Origin of the sequence: Paraburkholderia elongata, assembly GCF_013177735.1 — a bacterium.
Classification (GTDB): Bacteria; Pseudomonadota; Gammaproteobacteria; order Burkholderiales; family Burkholderiaceae; genus Paraburkholderia; species Paraburkholderia elongata.
Map to the genome: position 1 here is coordinate 14,446 of NZ_WOEZ01000043.1, position 20,851 is coordinate 35,296.

Here is a 20,851-nt window from a genome sequence, read left to right on the forward strand (position 1 = left end):
GGGTTGGTGGCGCGGTCCCGCCGCGCCACCAGGCGCGAGCCGCGCGCCATTGCCCACGCTGAGGCCCGTGCTGCCGCCGTTCAAGCGCGGACACGGCTCTTGTCCGGATCGTAGAAGATCGGCGCCACGACCTGAGCGTCAATGCGTTTCTGATGCCCGTCGATCTTGCCGACCTGCACGCGTGTTCCCGGTTCGGCTTGGGTGATATCGATCCGGCACAGCGCAATGTTCTTGCCGAGGATCGGCGAACGCACGCCGCTCGTGACCACGCCGATCTGCGCGCGCGCGTTGTGTTGCCCGTGCACGCAATCCCCATGACGCGCGGGTTCGTTGCCGGCGAGTTCCAGGCCGACCAGCTTGTGCCGCGGATGAGCACTGTGGGCAAGCAAAGCGTCACGGCCGATGAAGTCGTCGGCTTTACTCTTCAGCGGCACCGAGAAGCCGATGCCTGCTTCGAACGGATTGGTCTCGTCGGTGAACTCGTACCCGGCGAAGATCAGGCCGGCTTCAACGCGCAGCATATCGAGCGCGTTCAGTCCAAGTGGAACCATGCCTAGCGGTTGCCCTGCGGACCATAGGCGGTCCCACACGCGTTCGGCATCCTGCGGGTGACACCAGACTTCGTAGCCGAGTTCGCCGGTATAGCCGGTGCGCGAGACCATGATCGGACAGCCCTCATAACTGTCGAGCCTGCCGACCAGAAAGCGGAACCAGCCGAGGCTCTCGAGCGCCGGCTGGGTAGGCGGCGTCCAAACGATCTGCTTAAGCAACTCGCGGCTCAGCGGTCCCTGAATCGACAGATTGTGAATCTGATCCGAGGCCGATTTGATCCACACTTTCATGCCGAGCGCCGCCGCCTGCTCGCGCAGCCAGACTCCGGCGTAGTCTTCGCCGCAAATCCAGCGGAAATTGTCAGGGCCGAGGCGCAGCAGCGTGCCGTCGTCGAGCATGCCGCCGTGCGGATAGCACATCGCCGAATACACGACCTGGCCGACCGCGAGGCGCCGGACGTCGCGCGTCAGGCAGTATTGCAACAGGGCTTCCGCGTCGGGACCGATGATTTCGAACTTGCGAAGCGCCGACAGATCCATCATGGCGACGCGCTCCCGGCAGCCGAAGTATTCTTCAACCGTGCCGAAACCTTCGTAGTGCGTGGGCAGCCACCAGCCGCGGTAGTCAGTGAAATGGCGGGTGAGCGCAGAGGTCTTCGCGTGAAAGCCTGACTCGCGGGTCAGGACCAGTTCGGCATCGGGCGTGGTTCGGGTAGCCATGGCAATGGAGAAACGTTCCTTGTTCGGATAGACGCGGATCTGGATATCGGTCGGATTCCAGCCGTTCGCGGGATCGATGTCGTCGGGGCAGGACGAGCTCACGCAGACGAGATCGGTCAGCGCGCGCATCAGCACGTAGTCGCCGGGGCGCGACCACGGTTCATCGAGCGTCATCTGCTGATGTGCGTTGATGCCGGTATTGAAGAAGAAATTGATCGCGGGCCAGCCGGGGCGCGGCGCCACGTCGAAGTCGGCGAGAGCGCGGCTCATGTTGTCGCTGCAATTGCTATGGCCGAAGTAGCCCTGGCTTTCGTAATAGCGCGCTGCGCACGCCAGCGCGAATGAATCGTGACGGCCCACCGTGTCGCGCACCACTTCGAGCATGGGCTGCATGTTTCGATTGAAGAACTTCGAGAACAGGCCGGGAGCGGGATACGCATTGCCGTTCAGCGTTCTCGTCACGGTCTGGTCGAGGTCGAGTTCTTCGTTTCTGTCCAGCGCGGCGAGGTCGAAGGCGATGAAGTCCGAACATTGCCGTCCCGCGACGTCGAGCACCTGAATGTATTCTCCCGCGCGCACCGTGTACGCGGTGGCCGTGCCGGGCTGGATCGTGAAGTCGTTCAGCGTGTCCGCCAATGGTGCGGGAAGTGGCGGCGAGGCGAGCAGCGCGGGATTCGCGCGATCGATCGTGAGACGCAAGCCGGTGGGCGGGTTTTGCGAATCGATCGCGCTTGCGATGCCTGGCGCGGCGACGATGACGAGCAGCGCTTCGGAGGCGACGAGTTTTCGCGTAAAGCCTGCCGGCGTGTCGCCGCTCCAGATTGCCGCCGCAGGCTGCAATGCGCTTGCGTTGACGCCACGCTTGAGCAGACCGGTCAGCACAGCCGAGCCCCCGCCGTTGCGCAATAAACTCGCAATAAACGACGCGCCCGCCGACGCCTGAAGCTCGAGCACCGCCAGAGCGGTTTTGCTTTGGGCGTCGAAAGCGGTCAGTTCGCAGGGCTGCCGCCCTTCGATATCCACGATCTGCAAGGTATCGCCGGGCGTGAGTGCGACAACCGCGAGGCCGCCGCCCGCCACGCGATATCGTTCGCATCCGGCCGCGCGGGCAAACAGCGCCGGCTCGGCGGGACGTGAGTTTTGGGGGGTACGTATCAGCATGTTCTTCCCTGGCTCGCGCTGGTTAGCTGGCGGTTTTCAGCGCCGGAAAAGGTTCGCCCAGATACGCGTCCATCGAGTCATCGAGTGCCGACAGCCACGGCGTGTGATGCGGCGGAGATTGCGTGCCGGTCATTAGCGAGCGATAGGACTTGTTGCGATAGCCCATGATGTCGTCATGTTTGTCGTGCTTCCATTCGAGGAAGGTGCGGTTTACCCCTTCGATGTCGAAACTCGGGTAGTCGGTCGAGTCGAGCAACTCCTGGATGTAGCTGCCCTGAAACTCGAACATTTCCTGATTGGTGACGAGCTTTTCTTCTTTCGCGCGCCATGCGAGGCTGTGCACGGTCATTTCCGCTTTCGGTGGCAGCGTGATGCGTCCGAGAATTACATCGCGCGCATACCAGGCTTGAGCGTCGAACATATTGAACGAATACCAGAGGTCCTGCATACCGAGGTAGATCAGGCCGGGATTGTTTTCCCAGAAAATGCCTTTGTAGAGGTTCAATGGCCACAGGCGATTAGCGGTCTTCAGGCGCAGTTCGTCGGGCAGGAACGGAAAGTGATGCTGATACCCGGTGCACAGGATGATCGCGTCGATGCGCTTGTGCGTGTCGTCAGCGAAGTAAGCGATATTGCCGCGCACGCGCTGCAGTAACGGTTTCTCTTCCCAGTTGTCGGGCCAGTGATAACCCATCGGCGCCGTGCGATAGCAACTCGTGATGCTCTTCGCGCCGTACTTGTAGCACTGGGAGCCGATGTCTTCCGCCGAATAGCTGCTGCCCACCAGCAGCACATCCTTGTCCTTGAACTCCAGCGCGTCGCGGAAATCGTGCGCATGCAGGATGCGGCCGCCAAAGCTCTCGAAGCCGGGGAAGGTCGGCGCATTCGGTGTCGAGAAGTGGCCGCACGCGTTGACGACGTAGTCGAAATCTTCCGATACCGTCGTGCCGGCGGAAAAGTCCTGCGCGGTGACCGTGAATTTTTTGCTTGCGGCGTCGAAGCTCACCTCACGGACAACCGTATTGAAGCGGATATAAGGCCGCACGCCGGCTTTCTCGACGCGTCCGCGAATATAGTCCCACAGCACCTCGCGCGGCGGATACGAGGCGATCGGTTTTTCGAAGTGCTCATCAAAGGTGTAGTCCGCGAACTCCAGACATTCCTTTGGCCCGTTGGACCACAGGTAGCGATACATGCTGCCGTGCACGGGTTCGCCGTTCTCGTCGGTGCCGGTGCGCCAGGTGTAATTCCACATGCCCCCCCAGTCCTTCTGTTTCTCAAAGCAGACGATATCGGGGATTTCCGCACCTTTTTCTCTCGCGGACTGGAAGGCGCGCAGTTGCGCCATTCCGGAAGGGCCTGCACCTATGATTGCGACGCGTTTTTTCATGGTTTGCCGTCAATGAGTTGAGCCAGGGTTATCGGAAGATCACGGTGCGGTCGCGATTGAGGAAGACCCGATGTTCGGTGTGGAATTTCACCGCGCGCGAGAGCGCTACGGTCTCCGTATCGCGCCCGATTGCCACGAGACCGTCGGGTTGCAGCACGTGATCGACACGCTGCACTTCCTGTTCGATGATCGGTCCTTCATCGAGATCCGACGTGACGTAGTGCGCGGTGGCGCCGATCAGCTTGACGCCACGTTCGAATGCCTGGTGATACGGCTTCGCGCCTTTGAATCCCGGCAGAAAAGAGTGATGGATATTGATGGCCCGGCCGGCGAGCTGCTTGCAGAGGTTGTTAGAGAGGATCTGCATGTAGCGCGCGAGCACCACGAGCTCCGTCTGCGTTTCGGCGACGATCTTCAGCAGTTCGGCTTCCTGCTGGTCCTTGGTTTCCGATGTGACGGGCAGATAGATGAAACGGATGCCTTCGCGCTCCGCCATTGGCCGCAGGTCCAGATGGTTGGAGACGACGGCGGTGATCTGCATATGCAGTTGGCCTTTGTGATGACGGTACAGCAGGTCGGCGAGGCAATGATCGAACTTGCTGACCATCAGCAGCACCTTCATCGGCTGTGCGGCACTGTAGAGCTTCCATTGCATCGCGAAGTCGTTTGCGATGCTGCTGAAGTCGGTGCGTAGCTTGTCGATGCTGCCGGTCTTCTCTTCGTTGAAGCGGAACACCGCGCGCATGAAGAATGTGCCGTTGGATTCGTCGTCGAATTGGGCCAGCTCGCTGATATAGCAGCCCGATTGCGCGAGATAGGACGAGACGGCCGCGACGATGCCGGAGGTGGCCGGGCAACTGATCGTCAGTATGTAGTTCTGGGTCACTGCGACACTCCTGAAAATACGTAAGGGACGGCGTGAGAGACGTAACGGGAGGCCGTCGACGGATTAGCCGATCGCGGTGCGTTTTTTCTTTTCCGGATCGTCGAACGGCAATTCGGCGGCGTTTGCTCGGGCCTTGATGCTGCCGCGCACTTCGAGCGGCGCGCCGGGGCGTGCATAGTCCACATCGAGGCGTGCGATAGCCATCGAGCGGCCGGTCAGTCGCGAGACCATGCCGCATGTGACGACGCCGACCTGCTTGCCGTCGTTCCACAATGCGTCGCCGCCGTTGGCTGCTGCGGTGGAGTCCACCAGCACGCCGAAGATCTTGAAACGCTCCTTGCCTTGCAGACGGAAGTGTTCGCCCGCGCCACAGAACTCTGCTTTTCCCGGCGATACGGTGAAGCCGAGGCCGAGTTCCCACAGCGTGTCGCCCGCCTTTTCGTTCGCGAACGGGTACATCTCGGAGTTGTCGTAGGGGAAGAACAGCAGATAGCTTTCGACGCGCAGCCAGTCGAGCGCCGTGAACGCGCACGGGATGATGCCGGACGGCGCGCCTTTGTCGAGGACGGTGTCCCAGATGAAGGGTGCATCCGCGGCCTTGCAGAAGATTTCGTAACCGCGCTCGCCGGTGTAGCCGGTGCGCGAGATCATCACCGGCTTGCCGAAGAGGCGCGTTTGCAGGTGATGGAAATACGGCAGATCACGAATGCCCGGCACGTGTTCCGCGAGGAAGTCCACTGCGGCCGGACCCTGTAAAGACAGATCATGCAGATCGTCGTCGAACAGCACGGCGACCTGGCGGCCTTGCGCCGAGCGCACGAGGCGTTCATAGCCGGTTCCCGAGCCGTGCACGACCATGAATGCGTTCGGCCCGGTCCGGTAGACGATGCAGTCGTCGATAAACTTGCCGTCTTCATTCAGCATTGCCGCATACACCGACTTGCCGGGGTAGAGCTTGCTGACGTCGCGCGTGATTGCCCAGTTCAGCAGGCTTTCGGCGTGCGGGCCGACGTAGTGGACCTTCTTCAGGCCGGATACATCCATCAAGCCGGCCTTGGTGCGAATCGCCTCGTGCTGATCGGCGAGGTCGCCGGAGTATGTCCATGCGGTGCCCATTCCGTTCCAGTCTTCGAGGTTCGAGCCCAATGCGCGATGACGGTCCGCGAGCGCGGAAATACGCCATGAATTAGCCATGTCAGCTACTCCAGAGGTGAGGATGTGTTTGCGTACGAAATCGGCAGGGCATCAGATGCCGTTGTCGAACTGACTCAACCAGTCGACCAGGGTCTTCCGGTAACGCGTCATACCCTTGTAGTCGGCAATCGGTTCAGGCAGGTCGCGCAGCACCCGATGAAGACGGTGCGCCCACACCGGATGGGTGACGAGCTCGGCCATGCTGGCGAGATAGGTGCGGATGCTGAACATCAGCGCGTTGCTCTGTGGCAGCCGCGCCATGAATTGCAGTTCGACGCGCAAATGCACGCATTGCGCGACGTTCTCCGGCGTGACCTGGCCGCGCTCCGCGCCCCATAGGTGGTAGTTCTCAGGTGCGGTATCGAGGCGCGGGTTGACCGTAAGCGTCCAGTTCAGACGCCGTACCGGACGGTCTACCTGGATATGGAGCAGATACTTCAGCGCGCGATCGAAGATGCCCATCTCGTGCGCCATCGGCACCGGCGAATGCCATTGCTTGAAACTCATTCCCGCATCGAATGCGAGCGACCAGTCCGCAGGTCCGGTGATGATGCCGGCATCCATGAAGAGGTCGCCGTCGCGCTGATCGAGCAGCGCGATATCGCCTTGCGTCTGCCGCATGATGTATTCGAGCGGTTCGCACGGCAACGTCTGCGCGTCGCCGAAACGGAACGCCTGCTCGATGCCGAGCGCACGATTGCTCCATAACCACTGATCGCCCTTGCGCTTGAGGGAAAACAGCTCGGGATAATCCTGGGAGAGATGCTCCATGATCATTTCCAGCGCGTCCCACGACGCTTTCTGCATGTGCGGCGTCACCATGCGGCGGCGTGGATCGTTTTGCAGCACGATCGCGCGTTCAGCGACTTCGGAGCGATAGTGCTCGTCGATATCGAACCAGTGCTCGAAGACCGAACCCGGATCGCGCGGCGTGGCCGGTTCGATATTCACCGAATACATGTAGGCGTCTTCGGGAAACGGAAAAGGGAAGCGCGCAATGGCGGCTTCGCTGTTGCGAAACGAAAACGCCTCACGGTAGCTTTCGGCGGGCTTCAGCATGACGCTCATGGCGGCGTTCCTCAAAGATCCAGGAAAAGGGAGGTGCTATGGGCACGCGAGACACACGGCATCAGGTGCGTGGCGCGCTCGGATTCGCGAAGGAACAAATCGCGGTGGTCGACTTCGCCGGCAACGTGACGGGTCGAACATTGACCGCAGACACCGCCGCGACACAGGTTCGGGATGTCGAGTCCGCTCGCTTCGAGCGCTTCCAGCAGGCTCTGGTTAGCTGCCACGTCCAACCTCGAGCCACTGCGCATGAGTGTCACGACAAACGGCGTGCCGGGCTGCGGCGCAGCGAAAGCTTCCCAGTGCACGCGGCCGTCCGGCCAGCCGAGGGTACGGGCCGTGTCTTGCACTGAATCCAGAAGGGCTTGCGGACCGCACACATAAACATGCGCGCCCAACGGGCGACCACGTAGCACCCGTTCGATATCGAGGCGCGCGCACTCGCCGTCGTATCCATGGAAGCGGCTGCCCAGGCGTTCGCTCAACTCGGCGCGATACGCGTCAGTGAGCCCTCGTCGGTAGGCGTAGTGCAGTTCGAAGTCGGCAGCATCGCGTTCCAGCGTGGCGACATGCGCGACAAACGGCGTGATGCCGATGCCGCCCGCGATCAAAATGTGAGCGCGAGCGCTGGAATGCAGTGCAAACAGATTGGCTGGCGGCGCGATTTTCAATGCCGAACCTTCACGCATTCGCTCATGCATGAACACCGAGCCGCCGCGCGAATCGTCCTGTTTGCGCACGGCAATGCGATAGCTGGATGTGTTCGCCGGATCGCCAAGCAACGAATAGGCGTTGCGCAATGGGCGCTCATCCAGCGGCAGCTGCACCTGGATATGACTGCCCGAGGAAAACTTCGGCAGCCGGCCGTGCACGGCGACGAGGGTGAACTCGCGTACCACCGGTGTCAGCAGCCGCGTTGCTTCGATTCGAACCTCGATCGTGTTCATGCGTAGCGCTCAAGGTAAGGACGATCCGGATCGGCGCAGACGCCCAGATAGGCACCGATGCGCTGGGAGAAATGTTGGCGCACACTCAGGTTGATTCCACAGCCGGCACATTCGACCTCGGGCAGCGCGTCGTACACATGCGATGCGCTGCAATGCACGCAATAGACGGCGCGCGCTGCGGTATCCAGCTCGGAGGTGATTTCTTCCGGCAGCATGCCTGCCTCACCGGCGAGGCGACGGATGCGCCAGATGAACGCTTCGTCGCCGCATACATAGAGCCGCAAGCCGATTGCCGCGCGATCCAGGGTCGCGAAAAGATGGCGCTCAAGCGCGTCGTGTGTCGGGAAGAACGATGCACGGTGAGCCGCTGCTGACGTGTCGCCTTGAACGAGCAGTGTGCTCACGCCAGGCTCGACCGGCAGCGTCGCGATGAAAGCTTCGACCTTCGTGAGTGCGTCGGCTTGAACGACCACAACGTGTTGACGCGCATCCTCACATATCCGGAGCGCCTGATACCGCGGAAGGCTCGGAGGAGAGCCTGATGTCCTGTTGTGCGTCGAAGTCATGTATTTAGTCGCCGGTTCTGTCGATGCGGGTAAAGCACGTGGATCCTGTTTCGCTTCAAACGTGTGCATTTGCATCTGAACTAAAACGGGGCGTCTGCTCCATTCGAGTGCGTTGCGAAGCGCCGGTTTGACGGATAAAACATTCGGAAAGCTGCATTCCCCACAAGCAAAATAGTTTCTTAAAGGGAAACGCCGTTCAATCCTGATAACGAGGTATGTCCAAAGGAGTAGTGCCGCAAACGGCACGTTTCTTGCCTCTAAAATCGCTTTTCTCGTGGGGTGGCCTGGATGGCGGTGAGCCGGACCCTGATGCAGCGCGAGGCATCCACGCAAGGGGTGGATGGGGGCGATGAGGTCGATTGCGACGGGGGCACCCGTGCGCTTATCCGTGAGCTTCACGATTCGGTCGCACAACAACTGGGCTTCATGTCGTTTCTCGTCAGCCGTGTACAACAGCAGGTGCGTAATCCTGAGACCGCGGAACCGCTGCTCGCCGAGTTGCGGACCATGATGACGCGGCTGCAGCGCGACGTTCGCCAGTTGATCACCGGTGCGCGCCTGACGCTCGAAGGGCGCTCGTGGCGCCAGGCGCTGGCTGATTCCGTCGATGAATTTTCGCGTCGCTGCAATGTGGTCTTCGAACTGGATAACCGCTTGCCGGAAATCGAACTCGCGCCGGACGTCGCGCTGCACGCATTGCAGATCGTGCGCGAAGCGTTGTCGAATGTGGTCCGCCACGCTCACGCCAGACATGCGCGGATCGAAGTGATAGACGATCCCGCAGGCGTTTTGTGTGTGACCGTGACTGACGACGGGCTCGGGTTGCGGCCTGCATCGGTGGAGGAAAATCACTACGGGCTGGAGATCATGCGCGAGCGGGCGCGTGCGATCGGCGCGCGAGTCGCGATCGAGAATGTGCAGCCGAATGGCACGCGGGTACGCCTGCTTGTCCCGAATGACGATTCCAGAAGGGAGTCTCTTGATGGGTCCGACGACGTTGCTTCTGATTGACGACCACCCGCTGTTCCGGCGTGGCCTCGCCGAGTACTTCAACTCGACCGGGGAATTTCAGGTAGTCGGCGAAGCTTCCAGCGGCCGGCAGGGCATTGCGCTCGCGGAGCAGTTAAGACCCGGCCTGATCCTGATCGATCTTCACATGCCGGGACTCGGTGGTTTGCATGTGCTTGATGAACTGGGCCAGCTCGAGATTGAAAGCCGCAAGGTCGTGCTGACCGCCTCGCTCGATCGCGACGAGTTATTGACCGCGCTTCGCCTCGGTGCCGACGGCTATATGCTGAAGGAAACCGAGCCCGAAGATCTGCGCTTGTACATACGCAACTGCGTGCAGGGTGTGATCGTGCTCGACGATTGTCTGGTCACGCTCCTTGCGAAAGACGAAGCTGTGCCCGAAGGTGAAAGCGGCACTCGTCAGGTCGAACTGACCGAGCGTGAAGCGCAGACACTGGCGCTCATTTCGGAGGGCATGAGCAACAAGCAGATCGCCCGGCAGTTGGGAATTAGCGATGGCACCGTTAAGGTCTACGTAAAGAATCTGCTACGCAAGCTGAATTTGCGCTCCCGGCTTGAACTGGCAGCGAGGGTTCACCGCGATGCCCTTACGCGTCAATGATGAAGGCGTAAACGAATGCAAGACAATGCTGTTGTAAGCGAATTCGCCGCCGCCGCGATGAGCCTCGATGCCTATCCGGTCGCGCTGCTTCAAGTGGATAACGAGGGCAGCATTCGCAACGCGAACGCTGCATGGGTCGAACTGATGGACGCAGGTGCCGTGGGCGTCGAGATGGCCGCATATGTCCATCCGGAAGATCGCCTGATTTGGCGCGAGATGCTGGAGAGGCTGCGTAACGAAGCCGGTGTCTGCGGTCGCGAGCGGATACGCTTTGTTCATCCTCACGGTCAGCTTCGCTGGTTGGAGGTGGCATGTCGCCGGCACGAAGACGCCTTCTTTATCTCCGCGTTCGACACCACGGCGCAAAAGCGTCAGGAGACTTCAATCGAAGCCCGGCTGCGTAGTGCGATGGGACTCCTGAACGGCGTGCCGGGATTGATCTATCGCGGCCGCAACAATCCATCGTGGTCAATGGAATTCGTCAGCGACGGCTGCGAAGAGTTGACGGGCTATCCAGCTGCCTGGTTTGTCGACAGTCACGAACATAGCTACAGCCAGTTGATCGTGCCGGAGGACGTTGATTACGTCTGGCGCGGCGTGCAGGAGGCGCTGGCAGATCGCAGGCCGTTCGAACTGCGTTATCGCATTCGCGGCGCGAATGGCGATCTGAGAAACGTATGGGAGCGCGGCATCGGTATTTATTCGGCCAGCAGCGAGGTGCTGGGTATCGAAGGCGCGATCTTTGCTGTGCGATGAACTTCGCCCGTGTTGCGCGGAGATGCGCGCAACACGGGCGTTCGATCTTCAGAGAAACGTGCGCAATCAGGTCGTGATCCAGTGGCTCACGAAGACGACCACCACGCCGAGCACTAACGCCGCATACGGCAGAAAACCCGCGCGCCGCTGGCTGCTGGAGTCCGACAGATCCATATCGTCCAGCATTGCGTCCGGGAAGCGGCCTTTGTCAGTCACGTAGTGGCGCCAGATGAACACCGGCACGATCAGCGCCGAGAAGACAATGCCCGAAATCAGCGTGCCCTTGCCCCATACATCCGCCCCCAGTCCCATTAGTGCGAGATTGACGAATGACAACACGGCGCCGGCGCCGAGTACCCATTTCGGCGCTTTGAAAGGGCGCTCCCAGGTTGACCGGTCGAGCCGATGGATCCACGCGGCATTGAGATTCAGGAAGTTGAAAATGATGTAGCCGACGTTGGACATCGCGAGTACGACGACGTAGTCGGACATCAGCAGGAGCACAAGATTGAATACGAGGTCGGTCCACATCGCGCGGGTCGGTGCGCCGTTGTGGTTGACGTGCGAAAGATATTTGGGCAGCCAGCCGTCGACGGAAGCCTGGTAGAGCGTGCGCGACGAGCCCGCCATCGAGGTCATGATGGCGAGCACGAGCGCGAACACTAGCATCGGCTTCAGAATGAATTCACCCCAGCTGCCGGCATGCACGATTTTCGCCATCGCTTCGGAAACACCCATGCAGCTGTAGATGCCAGGCGAAAGAATGCCGTCATAGACAGCGGGTTGCGTGACGTTGCCGGCGGCGTCCTTGACCTCGGGCGAGACGAGTTGGCCGAGACCGAGGGCGCCTTGGAACGCGAGTGGGACGAGCGTGAAGAACACGAGGCACAGGAGTCCGGAATAGACAATCGCTTTGACCGTATCGCGGCGCGGATCCTTGAATTCGCGTGTATAGCAGACCGCCGTTTCGAATCCGTAGGTGGACCAGGCTGCGATAAAGAGTCCGCCGGCCATCAGTTCGATACCGCTCAGATTCCACGTGCCGTCTATAACACGGCCGCCGGCGTCTTTTGCCAGCGGGTAGAGTGGGAACAGGTTGTGCATCGGCAGATCGCCCGTCAGCAGCGGATAGACGCCGACCAATAGGAGCGGTAGCAGCGCGGAGATCGCGAGAATCATCTGGAGCCGCGCGGCCTGGAGAATGCCGCGGTGCTGGATTGCGAAGGTTGTCAGCAGAATCGCGGCGCCGATCACGAAGGTGGCATTGACCCGCAGACTCAGGCCGCTCGACAACCAGCCCAGATCGGCCAGCGTGATTTGCCAGGTGTTGATCGCGGCAGTCGCCGGGAACAACATGTTCAGCACGTAGCCTGCGCCCAGACCCGAGCCGATTGCCAGCACCGGCGACCACGCGAACCAGTTACACCACACGGAGAGCGGAGCGAGCAGCTTGCTGTAGCGCACCCAGGCGACCGCGCCATACACCGATGCGCCGCCGGACTTGTGCGGAAACAGCCCGGCGATTTCGGCATAGGAAAAGGACTGGATGAAGCCGAAACAGATCGAAATCGCCCAGATGATCCACGACGGCTTGCCGACGGTCGCCGCAATCGAGCCGATCGAGAACAGCACCAACGCCGGTACGCCGCTGGCTACCCAGAATGCGCCTGCCCAGCCGATCTTTCTCTGAAGTCCTGTTGCGTCTACTGGCGCGGCAAGATGAAGCTCCTGACCTGCATCGTTTACTGAACTCACGTTCGGGTCTCCAAAGGTGTCATCACTCTGGCGACATTCACCGGCCAATATCGGTGGGGCAAGGGGCGCGAAGAGGTACTCCCTCGGAGGGATGCGTAAGGAATCCTTGAGGTAGGACCGGAGTTCGATGCATCTAGTCCCGGCTGGCTTCCTGACGCCGAGACAGATGAATCCCCGCGAGCCTCGCGGAAGACCGCGCGCAATACCGATCTCGCTTTGTCGATTCGAGACGCGTCGCGCAGTCCCGTACCGGTCTTGTATTCTGGACTGGAACAGACAACCGTCGGATATTCAAATTGGTGCTGCGAGGAAAACGCTAGTCAGCTGGCCGATACGGTTCCCATGGCGTAGCATGTACGATCTGCACCCGCTACAGGATGTAGAGCGTGAGTGGGGATAAAGCATAAGTCTGCCGGTTTTCGCGATAAACCATAAGGTGTATTTGGCAGCCAACTTATGCTTTATTTGTCAGGTGCTTGTCGAATAAAGCAAAAGCTGATGAAAATTAAATTAGAAGTTGAACGGCGAGAGGGGCGTGGTCGAAACAAACGAAGTCGGTAGTTAAAGCGAAATATAGATATTTTTCGCAGCGTTAAATCGGAACATGAAATTGCTCACGAAATGACGTAGGTTGTTGATTGTTAAGAGATTGTTGGGTGATAAAATCGGCTGATAAAGTGGAAGTTGAGCATTTTCTTGCAGTAACGCGTGCCTGTCAGACGCCGTGTGGATAGTTAAGAGTAATGTGACTTGTCGGACGGCCCGCCGGTGCCCGATGCTCGGCTTCGAAAAGGCGCTCCAGCAAGCAGATTTCGGGACCGGCGCCACAATTTGGCCGAAGTAGCGTCATGCGATCTTGTCAGAAAAGTGACGCCGTGCGGACGTTGCTCATCGACCGACTGTTACCGTCCAGAAGTGAGTGGCGCATCGTCGGCCTTATGTGAAGCTTTCCATAAGGCCGAACTTGAGTCGTTGTGCGCGCAACTGCCACTGCCCGCTCGTCGGCAAAAACACCCGTTCATTGACGTCGGCAGCAGACGTTCGCCACGGCCATCGACAAATGCCAGCGCAGGCTGCTATAGGGCGTGCTCACCATCGATGGATGGGACGATTTTTATTTTGCATGGACGCCCTGTGAGCAGGTATTGCCCTGATGGGGGATCGGAGTCACGGCAGTGCCATCGCACGTGTCCGGCACGCGCATGCTGCTTCCATCATGGAAACGGGACGCCTGTAACGGCCCGTTGCATACGTGAGTTAGCGCGCCCTGCGGCACATGCGAGTGAGTGTGCCTACTCCCATCCCTGATATCCGGCTGGCTGCGCCGAATTGCCGTAACCGGCGGGGTGCGGCCGCCGCAGTTCAGGCGGCGTGTACATCTCGTTATATGCCGGATAGGCAGGCGGGCGGCCCACTATGATGACCTGCTGCGCCGCCGCTTGAGTGGGCGGCCGAGGCACGTAGGCGGACTGCGGGTCAGCCGGTCGGTACCGAGCGGGCGGATAAGGAGCGGGCGCGTACTGGTTAGCCTGAACGGTTCGAGGCGGCGGCGCGTATTCCCGCCCGGCGTACCCACCCGACTCCTGAGACTCTGTTGACATCTGGTTATAGGGCGGCGGCGCCGCGTATTGCTGGGGCTGCTGATTCTGATATTGCCGAGGTTGCCGGTTGTGCGCTGCTTGAGTCGGTGGAGCCGCTTGAGTTCCTTGCTCCACGGCGTATTGCGGTTCCTCATCGGCCTGCCGATATTGCGGCACCGCCCGCTGAGCGTTCTGGAAATCGCGCCTCTGCGTCACCTGCGCGTCGTCATCATTGTCCGATTTTGCTTCCGGCAATGCCGTCACGGCTTGCGTCGGAATCAGTATCGGAGGCTCGGACTCGGTGGCAAACAGCTTCGGCGGCGTAGTCCGCGTAGAAACCTGCTTCAGAGGCACAGGTTGTACTTCAGCCCGCTTAGGCGGCGTAACCCGCACTGAAGCCTGCTTCAACGACGCGACCGGCGCAGAGGCCCACCTCGGCGGCACAGACGCGACTTGCGCGGGGCCGTGCTTCAGCGGCACAGGCTCGGCCTGCACGACGACCTGCCTGGACGGCCTGGCTCGCGCAGCAGCATCCCGCTTCGACGATGTGACCGGCGCGGGTATCTGCTTCGCCGGAGCGACCGGCGCGGATACTTGCCTCAGCGACGCGGCTTGCGCTACGACCCGCCTTGGGGGTGCCACCCGCTCGGCAACCGGCTTCGGCGATGCGGGCATGGCCGGCGCAGCAAGCTGCTTTTGCCGATGCTTCACCTCGTCGCCCAAGGTCGCATAGGATTTCGAGTCTTCCCTGGCGCGCGCGTTATAGCCGATGAAATACGCATAGCGCAGGTCTGCCAGGCGCGCCTGAATGTCGGCTTCGGCGGAGACGCGTTTTTCGCCGGGATCGAGAGATGCGTCGACGGTCGAGTCTTCGAAGGCCGAGGCTTCAGCTTCAGCGGCACGGGCGGATTCGGGATGCAGCGCGCCCACAGAAGACATAAGCGCAGCGGCTACCGCGACGAGCATTTTTTTTTCCATACTTTCACCTCGGAATTCCGTGCGACAGACCGCGTGGGATTCTCCAATCTCCGGACCGGACTTCCAGCCGCGCTTCCGGGATATCGGCTCTTTCTAGCACGTCCTTAAGGCCCCAGGATAGTGTTTCGGGGTATAACCCAGGCGAATGACTATATGCCGAACAACCATAGCAATACCGACGTTGTCGGTCCGGAAATTCTTGCCTGCTCCGGCGGCCATGGCACGCATCAGTTCGCGCCACCGTCGGTGGAAAAGTTCGGCCTCGAGAACGCCCGCAAGGCGTTCGCCAAAGCATCGAAAATCTCACACCCCGTGACAACGCTCGCAGCGGGCAACCTGTTCATGCTCGAAACCGACGAGCATGTCATCGTCGACAGCGGCGGTGAGGAGTGTATTTCCGCCGGCAACATCTGGCGTGTGAATCGACTCGATCGCAGGCACGATCCGGTCATGGTCGATCCCGGCCCTTCGAAGTCTGAGCTGCGGAAGAAATTCGCCCCGTTCGGCGGCGAAGGGGTAAGCGCGCCATTGGCAATTGCACGACCATGCGGCGATCGGTTAGGGTGGGGACTTTACAACCACAACAGGGATCGGCAATGAACAAACAGGAACTGGTGGATGCGGTCGCTGCGTCGACCGGCGCAAGCAAGGCGGCAACTGGCGAGGCGATCGATGCCTTCATTGGCGCGGTCACGGCTGCCGTCAGGAAGGGCGACACCGTCCAGCTTATCGGCTTCGGGTCGTTCTCGACTGGGGCCCGCGCGGCGCGGGTCGGCCGCAATCCGGCGACCGGTGCAGAAATCCAGATCCCCGCGGCGAAGACGGTCAAGTTCACGGCGGGTAAGGCATTCAAGGACGCCGTGAACGGGCACTGACAAGGAGCGGCAATCGCCGGCTGCAGACATTCCGGTGTCGAGATTTGCGGAAACGTCGCCGCCAGGGTTTGGTGCACCGTGGGCTGTGCCGCTCTGGCGGACACCTGGAGCGGCCCCAGCCGACCTGGTAGCATCAGGTCGGCGACGCGGTAGGTTTGCGGCGACTGTGCAACTTACTGGATATCTATAGATAGAGATATGGAAAAGAAACGATCGCGGATTTGCCGGGAAGCGTTGTGCCCGCCGATCGGGGCGCTGCTGCGGTATCGGGCGCGCATCGTGCGTGTCATCACCGAAGCGCGCGGACAACGGGCGATGATTGAATCGCTCGACACCACGGCCGCACCTTTGTCAGCACCCCACGTTGCCAAATGGCGCCACCTCCTTCGCTACAGACTCGACGAAACCTTCGATGCCCCATTTCGTAGCGTGATAGATGCTGAAGTTCGGGTAGGCGATCTGTCCGCCTTCGGACGAGACCTGGACGATCCGGCCGCCACCCTGGCGGCGCAGGTGGGGCAGCGCGGCACGGATGACCTGAATCGAACCGGTGGGATTGGTGGCTATCTGCCGGTCGATTTGTTCATCGGTCACTTCCTCGGCCGCGCCAAATAATCCGTAGCCCGCGTTGTTCACGACGACGTCGATAGGGCCCATCGTTTCAAATGCGTCAGCGGTACCCGTCCGAACTGCGCGCGTGTCGGTGACATCGAATGTCAGCACATGCAACCTGTCGTCGTAGCGTTTTTTAGATCATCGAGCCCCCTCGCGCCGCAGCGTCGCGACTACCTGATCGCCGCGTTCAACTTTCCTTGTCGAACATCGGCATCCGCCTCAGGATCCATTCGAGCAGTTCCTGCGCGCCGGCCGCAAGCGGCCGCCCGGATTTAACGAGCAATCGTGCTTTCGTGCCCTGAAACAGAGGGTGCGCGATCGGCACGATACACAGGTCGCCGGCAGCGATCTCGCGATATGCGGCGAATTCGCCAATCAGCGTCACGAAATGCCCGGCTGAAACGAAGCGCTTCAGCGCGGCCAGCGAATTCGTGGTCAATGTCGGGCTGATTTTGATGTTCTCGGCGAATTCCAGCATCTTGACGACATGGCCGATGCCGAACGTCGCAGGCATCAGTGCGAGCGGCCAGGCGAGCAGATCGTCGACATTCGCCGGGCCGCCGCGTGTCGCCAGCGGATGATCGCGGCGAACGAGCAGCACAACGGGTTGTGCCGAACTCGCACGATATTCGATACGCGGATGCGGCGGCGGGTTGTACGCGAGCCCAATATGCGCGCGGCTTTCCGCGACTTCATTCAATACATCGTCGACGGGCAGCATCTCCACGCCGACGTCCAGCTTCGGATACTGCGTGCAGAATTGCGCGAGCACGTCGTCGACCAGCGTGTCGACATAGCCTTCGCTGATGGCCAGCTGAATATGTCCTTGCTGAAGGCCTTTCAGTGCATGTAGCTGGTCTTCGAGCTTTTCCTGTTGCGACCGATACCCGCGCCAGAACTCCAGCAGATGCGCCGCCGCCTCGGTCGGCTTGACGCCGCGCGCCTCGCGCTCGAAGAGCGTCGCGCCCAGCTCGTCTTCCAGCAGCTTGATCTGCCGCGTGATCACGGACGGCGACGTGTTGATGTTGTCCGCGGCGCCGCGAATTGTGCCGTGAACCAGCACTTCGTGGAAATAGCGCAGCCGTGTCTGGTTAATTTCGCGCATTGAAAGGCTCCGATTCCTTGTGTTGCTCATAGAGCAACGATACGTGAACATAGTTGCTCTTGCTAGCAGATCTGTTCCGCGACACGATACTCCTACCCGACGAGCCGGGCGAACACAGGGAAAACGGAGACACACATGTCAGCGATTCAGACCTTGGGAGCCGAAGATGCCGTTTCGTCTCTCTATAGCAAGCTCAACTGGCGGCTTTTGCCGTTTCTCGTCACCTGCTACATGTTCGCGTATCTCGACCGCGTGAACGTCGGGTTTGCCAAACTTCAGATGCAAAGCGAACTCGGATTCTCCGATGCCGCTTACGGCGTCGGCGCGGGCATCTTCTTTCTGGGCTACGTGCTGTTCGAGATTCCGAGCAACCTGATGCTGCCGAAAGTCGGCGCACGCAAGACCTTCAGCCGCATTCTCGTGTTGTGGGGCATTACGTCGGCGTGCATGCTGTTCGTGCGCAACGTGCCGATGTTCTACGCGATGCGTTTCCTGCTCGGCGTATTCGAAGCCGGCTTCGCGCCTGGCATGATCTATTACCTGTCGCGCTGGTACGGCCCCGCGCGCATGGCACGCGCGATTGCCGTCGTGTTCGTCGCTGGGCCAATTGGCGGCATTGTCGGTGGGCCGTTGTCGGCGTGGCTGATGACGAGGTTCTCGGGTGTCCGCGGATTGGCTGGCTGGCAGTGGATGTTCCTTGTCGAAGGCTTGCCGTGCATCGTGCTCGGCGTGCTGACGCTGTTCGTGTTGTCGAACCGTCCGTCCGAAGCGAAGTGGCTTTCCGCCGACGAGCAACGTCTTCTCGAAAGCGAGGTCGGTACTCCCACCACGCACGACCATTCGTTTCGCGCCGTGGCGAAGAACCCGCGCATCTACGTTCTCGCGCTTGCTTACTTCTGCATCATCTTCCCGATCTATGCGATCAGCTTCTGGCTGCCGACGTTGCTGAGAGATCAGGGTGTGGCGGACACGACGCGGCTCGGCTGGTACGTCGCGATTCCTTATGTTGCGGCCGCGTTCAGCATGTACTTCGTCGGTCGCCGTTCGGACCGTCTCGGCGAACGGCGCCATCACAGCGCGGTGCCCGCGTTCGTCGGCGCGCTGCTTCTCGCGTCGACCATTTTCACCGACGGCAATCTCTTCCTGACGCTCGCTGCGCTGACGCTTGCGACGGCAATGATGTGGATGGCTTACACGGTTTTCTGGGCCATTCCGTCCGAGTACATCAAAGGGCCGGCTGCGGCGGGCGGCATTGCGCTCATCAACACGATCGGATTGTCCGGTGGTTTCTGGGGACCGGCCGTCATCGGCTGGACCAAGGCCGCCACGGGCAACATGCACGCAGGTTTGCTCGTCATGGCAGGTATGGCTGCGATTGCATCGGTTGTTCTTATCACGAGCAAGCGCGGCATCCATTAACGATTCAACGGTGCTGCCATGCAGCGCCTGACGGCTGAGTGTTTCCCCAGGCAACGAGTCATAGCTTTGGAAAGGCGACGTCCTTTCCATATCGAACAAAAGGATGAACGGCAATGAAGATTCTGATCGCAGGCTTTCAACACGAGACCAACACGTTCGCGCCGACCAAGGCGTCGTTCCAGAGCTTCATCCAGGGCGAAGGTTTTCCGCCGCTGGCACGCGGCGTCGACGTGCTGAATCTGCGCGACGTAAATGTGCCGATCGGCGGTTTCATCAAGGTCGCGGAGGCACAAGGGCATGAGCTGATTCCGGTGATCTGGGCGGGCGCGAGCGCGTCGGCGCATGTGACCGTGGAAGCATTCGAGCGCATTGCGGTCGAGATCACCGACGCTGTCAAAGCGGGCGGCTTCGATGCCATCTATCTGGACCTGCACGGAGCGATGGTCGCGGAGCATGCCGACGACGGCGAAGGCGAGTTGCTTGAGCGCGTGCGAGCGGTGGTCGGCGACAGCATGCCGATCGTGGTGTCGCTTGATTTGCATGCGAACGTGACCGAACGTATGTTGAAGCATGCGGACGCGATGGTTGCGTACCGGACCTACCCGCACGTCGACATGGCCGAAACGGGCGAGCGTGCGGCGCACCTGCTCGACAGGCTGATCGCGGAGAAGGGCAAATTCACGCGCGTCGTCCGGCGCATTCCATTTCTGATTCCGGTGAACGGCATGTGCACGCTGGTCGCGCCCGCCCATGACATGTACACCGCGCTGGCATCGCTTGAGCGCGATACGGTCGTGTCGCTGTCGTTTGCGCCCGGTTTTCCGGCTGCGGACTTCCCCGAGTGCGGTCCGGTGATCTGGGGTTACGGATTCGACAATGACGCGCTCACGAAGGCGATCGACACGCTGTACGCCAGAATGCTCGCGGAGGAATCGTCATGGGAAGTGCCGTTCCTTACACCCGACGAAGCCGTTATCGAAGCCATGCGGATCAGCCGGAACGCCGACAAGCCGGTCATCATCGCTGACACGCAGGATAACCCCGGCGTGGGCGGCGACTCGAATACGATGGGCATGGTTCGCGCGCTGCTGCGCAATGGTGCAACCGACGCGGCCGTCGGTGTGATCTGGGATGCGGACGCGGCGGCCGCCGCGCATCGCGCCGGTGTCGGCGCGCGCATCGAGCTTGCGCTGGCGGGCCGTTCAGGCGTGCCCGGCGATGAGCCGCTGAAAGGCACGTTCGAGGTGGAGCATGTGTCCGATGGCCGCTTCCGCTTTGACGGCCCGATGCTGAACGGCATGACGGGCGAACTCGGACCGGTTGCGTGCCTGCGTATAGAAGGCGTGCGAATCGCTGTCAGCAGCGTCAAGATGCAGATTTTCGATCGCAATCTCTATCGCGTTGCGGGCATCGAACCCGAGCTGATGAAGATTCTGGTCAATAAAAGCTCCGTCCATTTTCGTGCGGATTTTCAGGCTATCGCAGAGACCATTCTTGTCGCGAAGGCGCCCGGACCGATGGCTGCGGACCCGGCCGATCTGCCGTGGCAGCGTCTTGACCCACACATCCGGGTACGTCCGAAGGGGCCTTCCTTCGACGAGATTCGCTCAGCCGCCGCATGACAACACACTCGACCACACGAACTTCGCATGCGT

At 60.8% G+C, this 20,851-nt stretch carries 18 protein-coding genes; 7 read left to right on the top strand and 11 right to left on the bottom strand.

Features of this window, described 5'->3' with window-relative positions:
• Positions 1 to 80 precede the first annotated feature (80 nt).
• The 7 genes from GNZ13_RS08550 to GNZ13_RS08580 form a co-directional block, all read right to left on the bottom strand.
• Positions 81 to 2,432, bottom strand: coding sequence for a DUF1989 domain-containing protein (locus tag GNZ13_RS08550; protein ID WP_172162282.1), 2,352 nt, complete (start codon positions 2,430 to 2,432; stop codon positions 81 to 83).
• A 22-nt stretch (positions 2,433 to 2,454) separates the two neighbouring features.
• Complete coding sequence (locus tag GNZ13_RS08555; protein WP_172162284.1) at positions 2,455 to 3,822, bottom strand: flavin-containing monooxygenase; 1,368 nt, start codon at positions 3,820 to 3,822, stop codon at positions 2,455 to 2,457.
• Positions 3,823 to 3,850: 28 nt separating this feature from the next.
• Positions 3,851 to 4,708, bottom strand: coding sequence for a formyltetrahydrofolate deformylase (purU, locus tag GNZ13_RS08560; protein ID WP_172162286.1), 858 nt, complete (start codon positions 4,706 to 4,708; stop codon positions 3,851 to 3,853).
• 63 nt (positions 4,709 to 4,771) lie between these two features.
• A complete protein-coding gene (locus GNZ13_RS08565) occupies positions 4,772 to 5,902 on the bottom strand; it encodes an aminomethyltransferase family protein (protein WP_172162288.1) in 1,131 nt (376 codons plus the stop codon).
• Between the two features lie 51 nt (positions 5,903 to 5,953).
• Complete coding sequence (locus GNZ13_RS08570) at positions 5,954 to 6,970, bottom strand: heme-dependent oxidative N-demethylase family protein (RefSeq protein ID WP_172162290.1); 1,017 nt, start codon at positions 6,968 to 6,970, stop codon at positions 5,954 to 5,956.
• A gap of 11 nt (positions 6,971 to 6,981) precedes the next feature.
• Positions 6,982 to 7,917, bottom strand: a complete 936-nt coding sequence (locus tag GNZ13_RS08575; protein WP_172162292.1) for a PDR/VanB family oxidoreductase — start codon at positions 7,915 to 7,917, stop codon at positions 6,982 to 6,984.
• A complete protein-coding gene (locus GNZ13_RS08580; RefSeq protein ID WP_407945615.1) occupies positions 7,914 to 8,558 on the bottom strand; it encodes a dimethylamine monooxygenase subunit DmmA family protein in 645 nt (214 codons plus the stop codon). Before GNZ13_RS08580 ends, GNZ13_RS08575 begins: the two co-directional genes overlap by 4 nt.
• Positions 8,559 to 8,777: 219 nt before the next feature.
• Between GNZ13_RS08580 and GNZ13_RS53780 the strand changes: the two genes are divergently transcribed.
• From GNZ13_RS53780 to GNZ13_RS08595, 3 genes are read left to right on the top strand one after another with little or no spacing between them, the layout of a single operon-like run.
• Complete coding sequence (locus GNZ13_RS53780) at positions 8,778 to 9,494, top strand: sensor histidine kinase (protein WP_328807198.1); 717 nt, start codon at positions 8,778 to 8,780, stop codon at positions 9,492 to 9,494.
• On the top strand, positions 9,466 to 10,113 hold the full coding sequence (locus GNZ13_RS08590; protein ID WP_172162298.1) for a response regulator: 648 nt from the start codon (positions 9,466 to 9,468) through the stop codon (positions 10,111 to 10,113). Before GNZ13_RS53780 ends, GNZ13_RS08590 begins: the two co-directional genes overlap by 29 nt.
• Positions 10,114 to 10,128: 15 nt before the next feature.
• Positions 10,129 to 10,869 carry a PAS domain-containing protein gene (locus GNZ13_RS08595; RefSeq protein WP_172162300.1) on the top strand — a complete coding sequence of 247 codons (741 nt, stop codon included), beginning with the start codon at positions 10,129 to 10,131 and terminating at the stop codon, positions 10,867 to 10,869.
• A 66-nt stretch (positions 10,870 to 10,935) separates the two neighbouring features.
• On the opposite strand, the gene GNZ13_RS08600 is transcribed toward GNZ13_RS08595, so the two are convergent.
• Together GNZ13_RS08600 and GNZ13_RS08605 are read right to left on the bottom strand one after the other, a co-directional pair.
• Positions 10,936 to 12,624: an APC family permease gene (locus GNZ13_RS08600; RefSeq protein WP_328807199.1), complete on the bottom strand. Its 1,689-nt coding sequence runs from the start codon at positions 12,622 to 12,624 to the stop codon at positions 10,936 to 10,938.
• A 1,292-nt stretch (positions 12,625 to 13,916) separates the two neighbouring features.
• The gene (locus GNZ13_RS08605; protein WP_172162302.1) at positions 13,917 to 15,182 is read right to left on the bottom strand and encodes a hypothetical protein; all 1,266 of its coding nucleotides are present in this window, start codon (positions 15,180 to 15,182) and stop codon (positions 13,917 to 13,919) included.
• Between the two features lie 246 nt (positions 15,183 to 15,428).
• Between GNZ13_RS08605 and GNZ13_RS08610 the strand changes: the two genes are divergently transcribed.
• Both GNZ13_RS08610 and GNZ13_RS08615 read left to right on the top strand, forming a co-directional pair.
• The gene (locus GNZ13_RS08610; RefSeq protein ID WP_216674764.1) at positions 15,429 to 15,782 is read left to right on the top strand and encodes a hypothetical protein; all 354 of its coding nucleotides are present in this window, start codon (positions 15,429 to 15,431) and stop codon (positions 15,780 to 15,782) included.
• Entirely contained in the window at positions 15,779 to 16,057 is a 279-nt protein-coding gene (locus tag GNZ13_RS08615) for an HU family DNA-binding protein (RefSeq protein ID WP_236001884.1), read from the top strand. The genes GNZ13_RS08610 and GNZ13_RS08615 overlap by 4 nt, the downstream gene beginning before the upstream one ends.
• A gap of 351 nt (positions 16,058 to 16,408) precedes the next feature.
• On the opposite strand, the gene GNZ13_RS08620 is transcribed toward GNZ13_RS08615, so the two are convergent.
• Positions 16,409 to 16,780, bottom strand: coding sequence for an SDR family NAD(P)-dependent oxidoreductase (locus tag GNZ13_RS08620; RefSeq protein ID WP_328807200.1), 372 nt, complete (start codon positions 16,778 to 16,780; stop codon positions 16,409 to 16,411).
• Positions 16,781 to 16,859: 79 nt separating this feature from the next.
• A complete protein-coding gene (locus GNZ13_RS08625) occupies positions 16,860 to 17,777 on the bottom strand; it encodes a LysR family transcriptional regulator (RefSeq protein ID WP_172162308.1) in 918 nt (305 codons plus the stop codon).
• A 135-nt stretch (positions 17,778 to 17,912) separates the two neighbouring features.
• Between GNZ13_RS08625 and GNZ13_RS08630 the strand changes: the two genes are divergently transcribed.
• The gene (locus GNZ13_RS08630; protein WP_172162310.1) at positions 17,913 to 19,196 is read left to right on the top strand and encodes an MFS transporter; all 1,284 of its coding nucleotides are present in this window, start codon (positions 17,913 to 17,915) and stop codon (positions 19,194 to 19,196) included.
• A gap of 113 nt (positions 19,197 to 19,309) precedes the next feature.
• Positions 19,310 to 20,818 carry a M81 family metallopeptidase gene (locus GNZ13_RS08635; protein ID WP_172162312.1) on the top strand — a complete coding sequence of 503 codons (1,509 nt, stop codon included), beginning with the start codon at positions 19,310 to 19,312 and terminating at the stop codon, positions 20,816 to 20,818.
• Positions 20,819 to 20,851 lie beyond the last annotated feature (33 nt).

Bases quoted from the DNA above. Each gene is read 5' to 3' on its own strand.
- GNZ13_RS08590 (WP_172162298.1), top strand. From the start codon at position 9,466: ATGGGTCCGACGACGTTGCTTCTGATTGACGACCACCCGCTGTTCCGG.
- GNZ13_RS08555 (WP_172162284.1), bottom strand. From the start codon at position 3,822: ATGAAAAAACGCGTCGCAATCATAGGTGCAGGCCCTTCCGGAATGGCG.
- GNZ13_RS08630 (WP_172162310.1), top strand. From the start codon at position 17,913: ATGTCAGCGATTCAGACCTTGGGAGCCGAAGATGCCGTTTCGTCTCTC.
- GNZ13_RS08580 (WP_407945615.1), bottom strand. From the start codon at position 8,558: ATGCAAATGCACACGTTTGAAGCGAAACAGGATCCACGTGCTTTACCC.
- GNZ13_RS08625 (WP_172162308.1), bottom strand. From the start codon at position 17,777: ATGCGCGAAATTAACCAGACACGGCTGCGCTATTTCCACGAAGTGCTG.
- GNZ13_RS08595 (WP_172162300.1), top strand. From the start codon at position 10,129: ATGCAAGACAATGCTGTTGTAAGCGAATTCGCCGCCGCCGCGATGAGC.
- GNZ13_RS08615 (WP_236001884.1), top strand. From the start codon at position 15,779: ATGAACAAACAGGAACTGGTGGATGCGGTCGCTGCGTCGACCGGCGCA.
- GNZ13_RS08575 (WP_172162292.1), bottom strand. From the start codon at position 7,917: ATGAACACGATCGAGGTTCGAATCGAAGCAACGCGGCTGCTGACACCG.
- GNZ13_RS08565 (WP_172162288.1), bottom strand. From the start codon at position 5,902: ATGGCTAATTCATGGCGTATTTCCGCGCTCGCGGACCGTCATCGCGCA.
- GNZ13_RS08605 (WP_172162302.1), bottom strand. From the start codon at position 15,182: ATGGAAAAAAAAATGCTCGTCGCGGTAGCCGCTGCGCTTATGTCTTCT.
- GNZ13_RS08570 (WP_172162290.1), bottom strand. From the start codon at position 6,970: ATGAGCGTCATGCTGAAGCCCGCCGAAAGCTACCGTGAGGCGTTTTCG.
- GNZ13_RS08550 (WP_172162282.1), bottom strand. From the start codon at position 2,432: ATGCTGATACGTACCCCCCAAAACTCACGTCCCGCCGAGCCGGCGCTG.
- GNZ13_RS08635 (WP_172162312.1), top strand. From the start codon at position 19,310: ATGAAGATTCTGATCGCAGGCTTTCAACACGAGACCAACACGTTCGCG.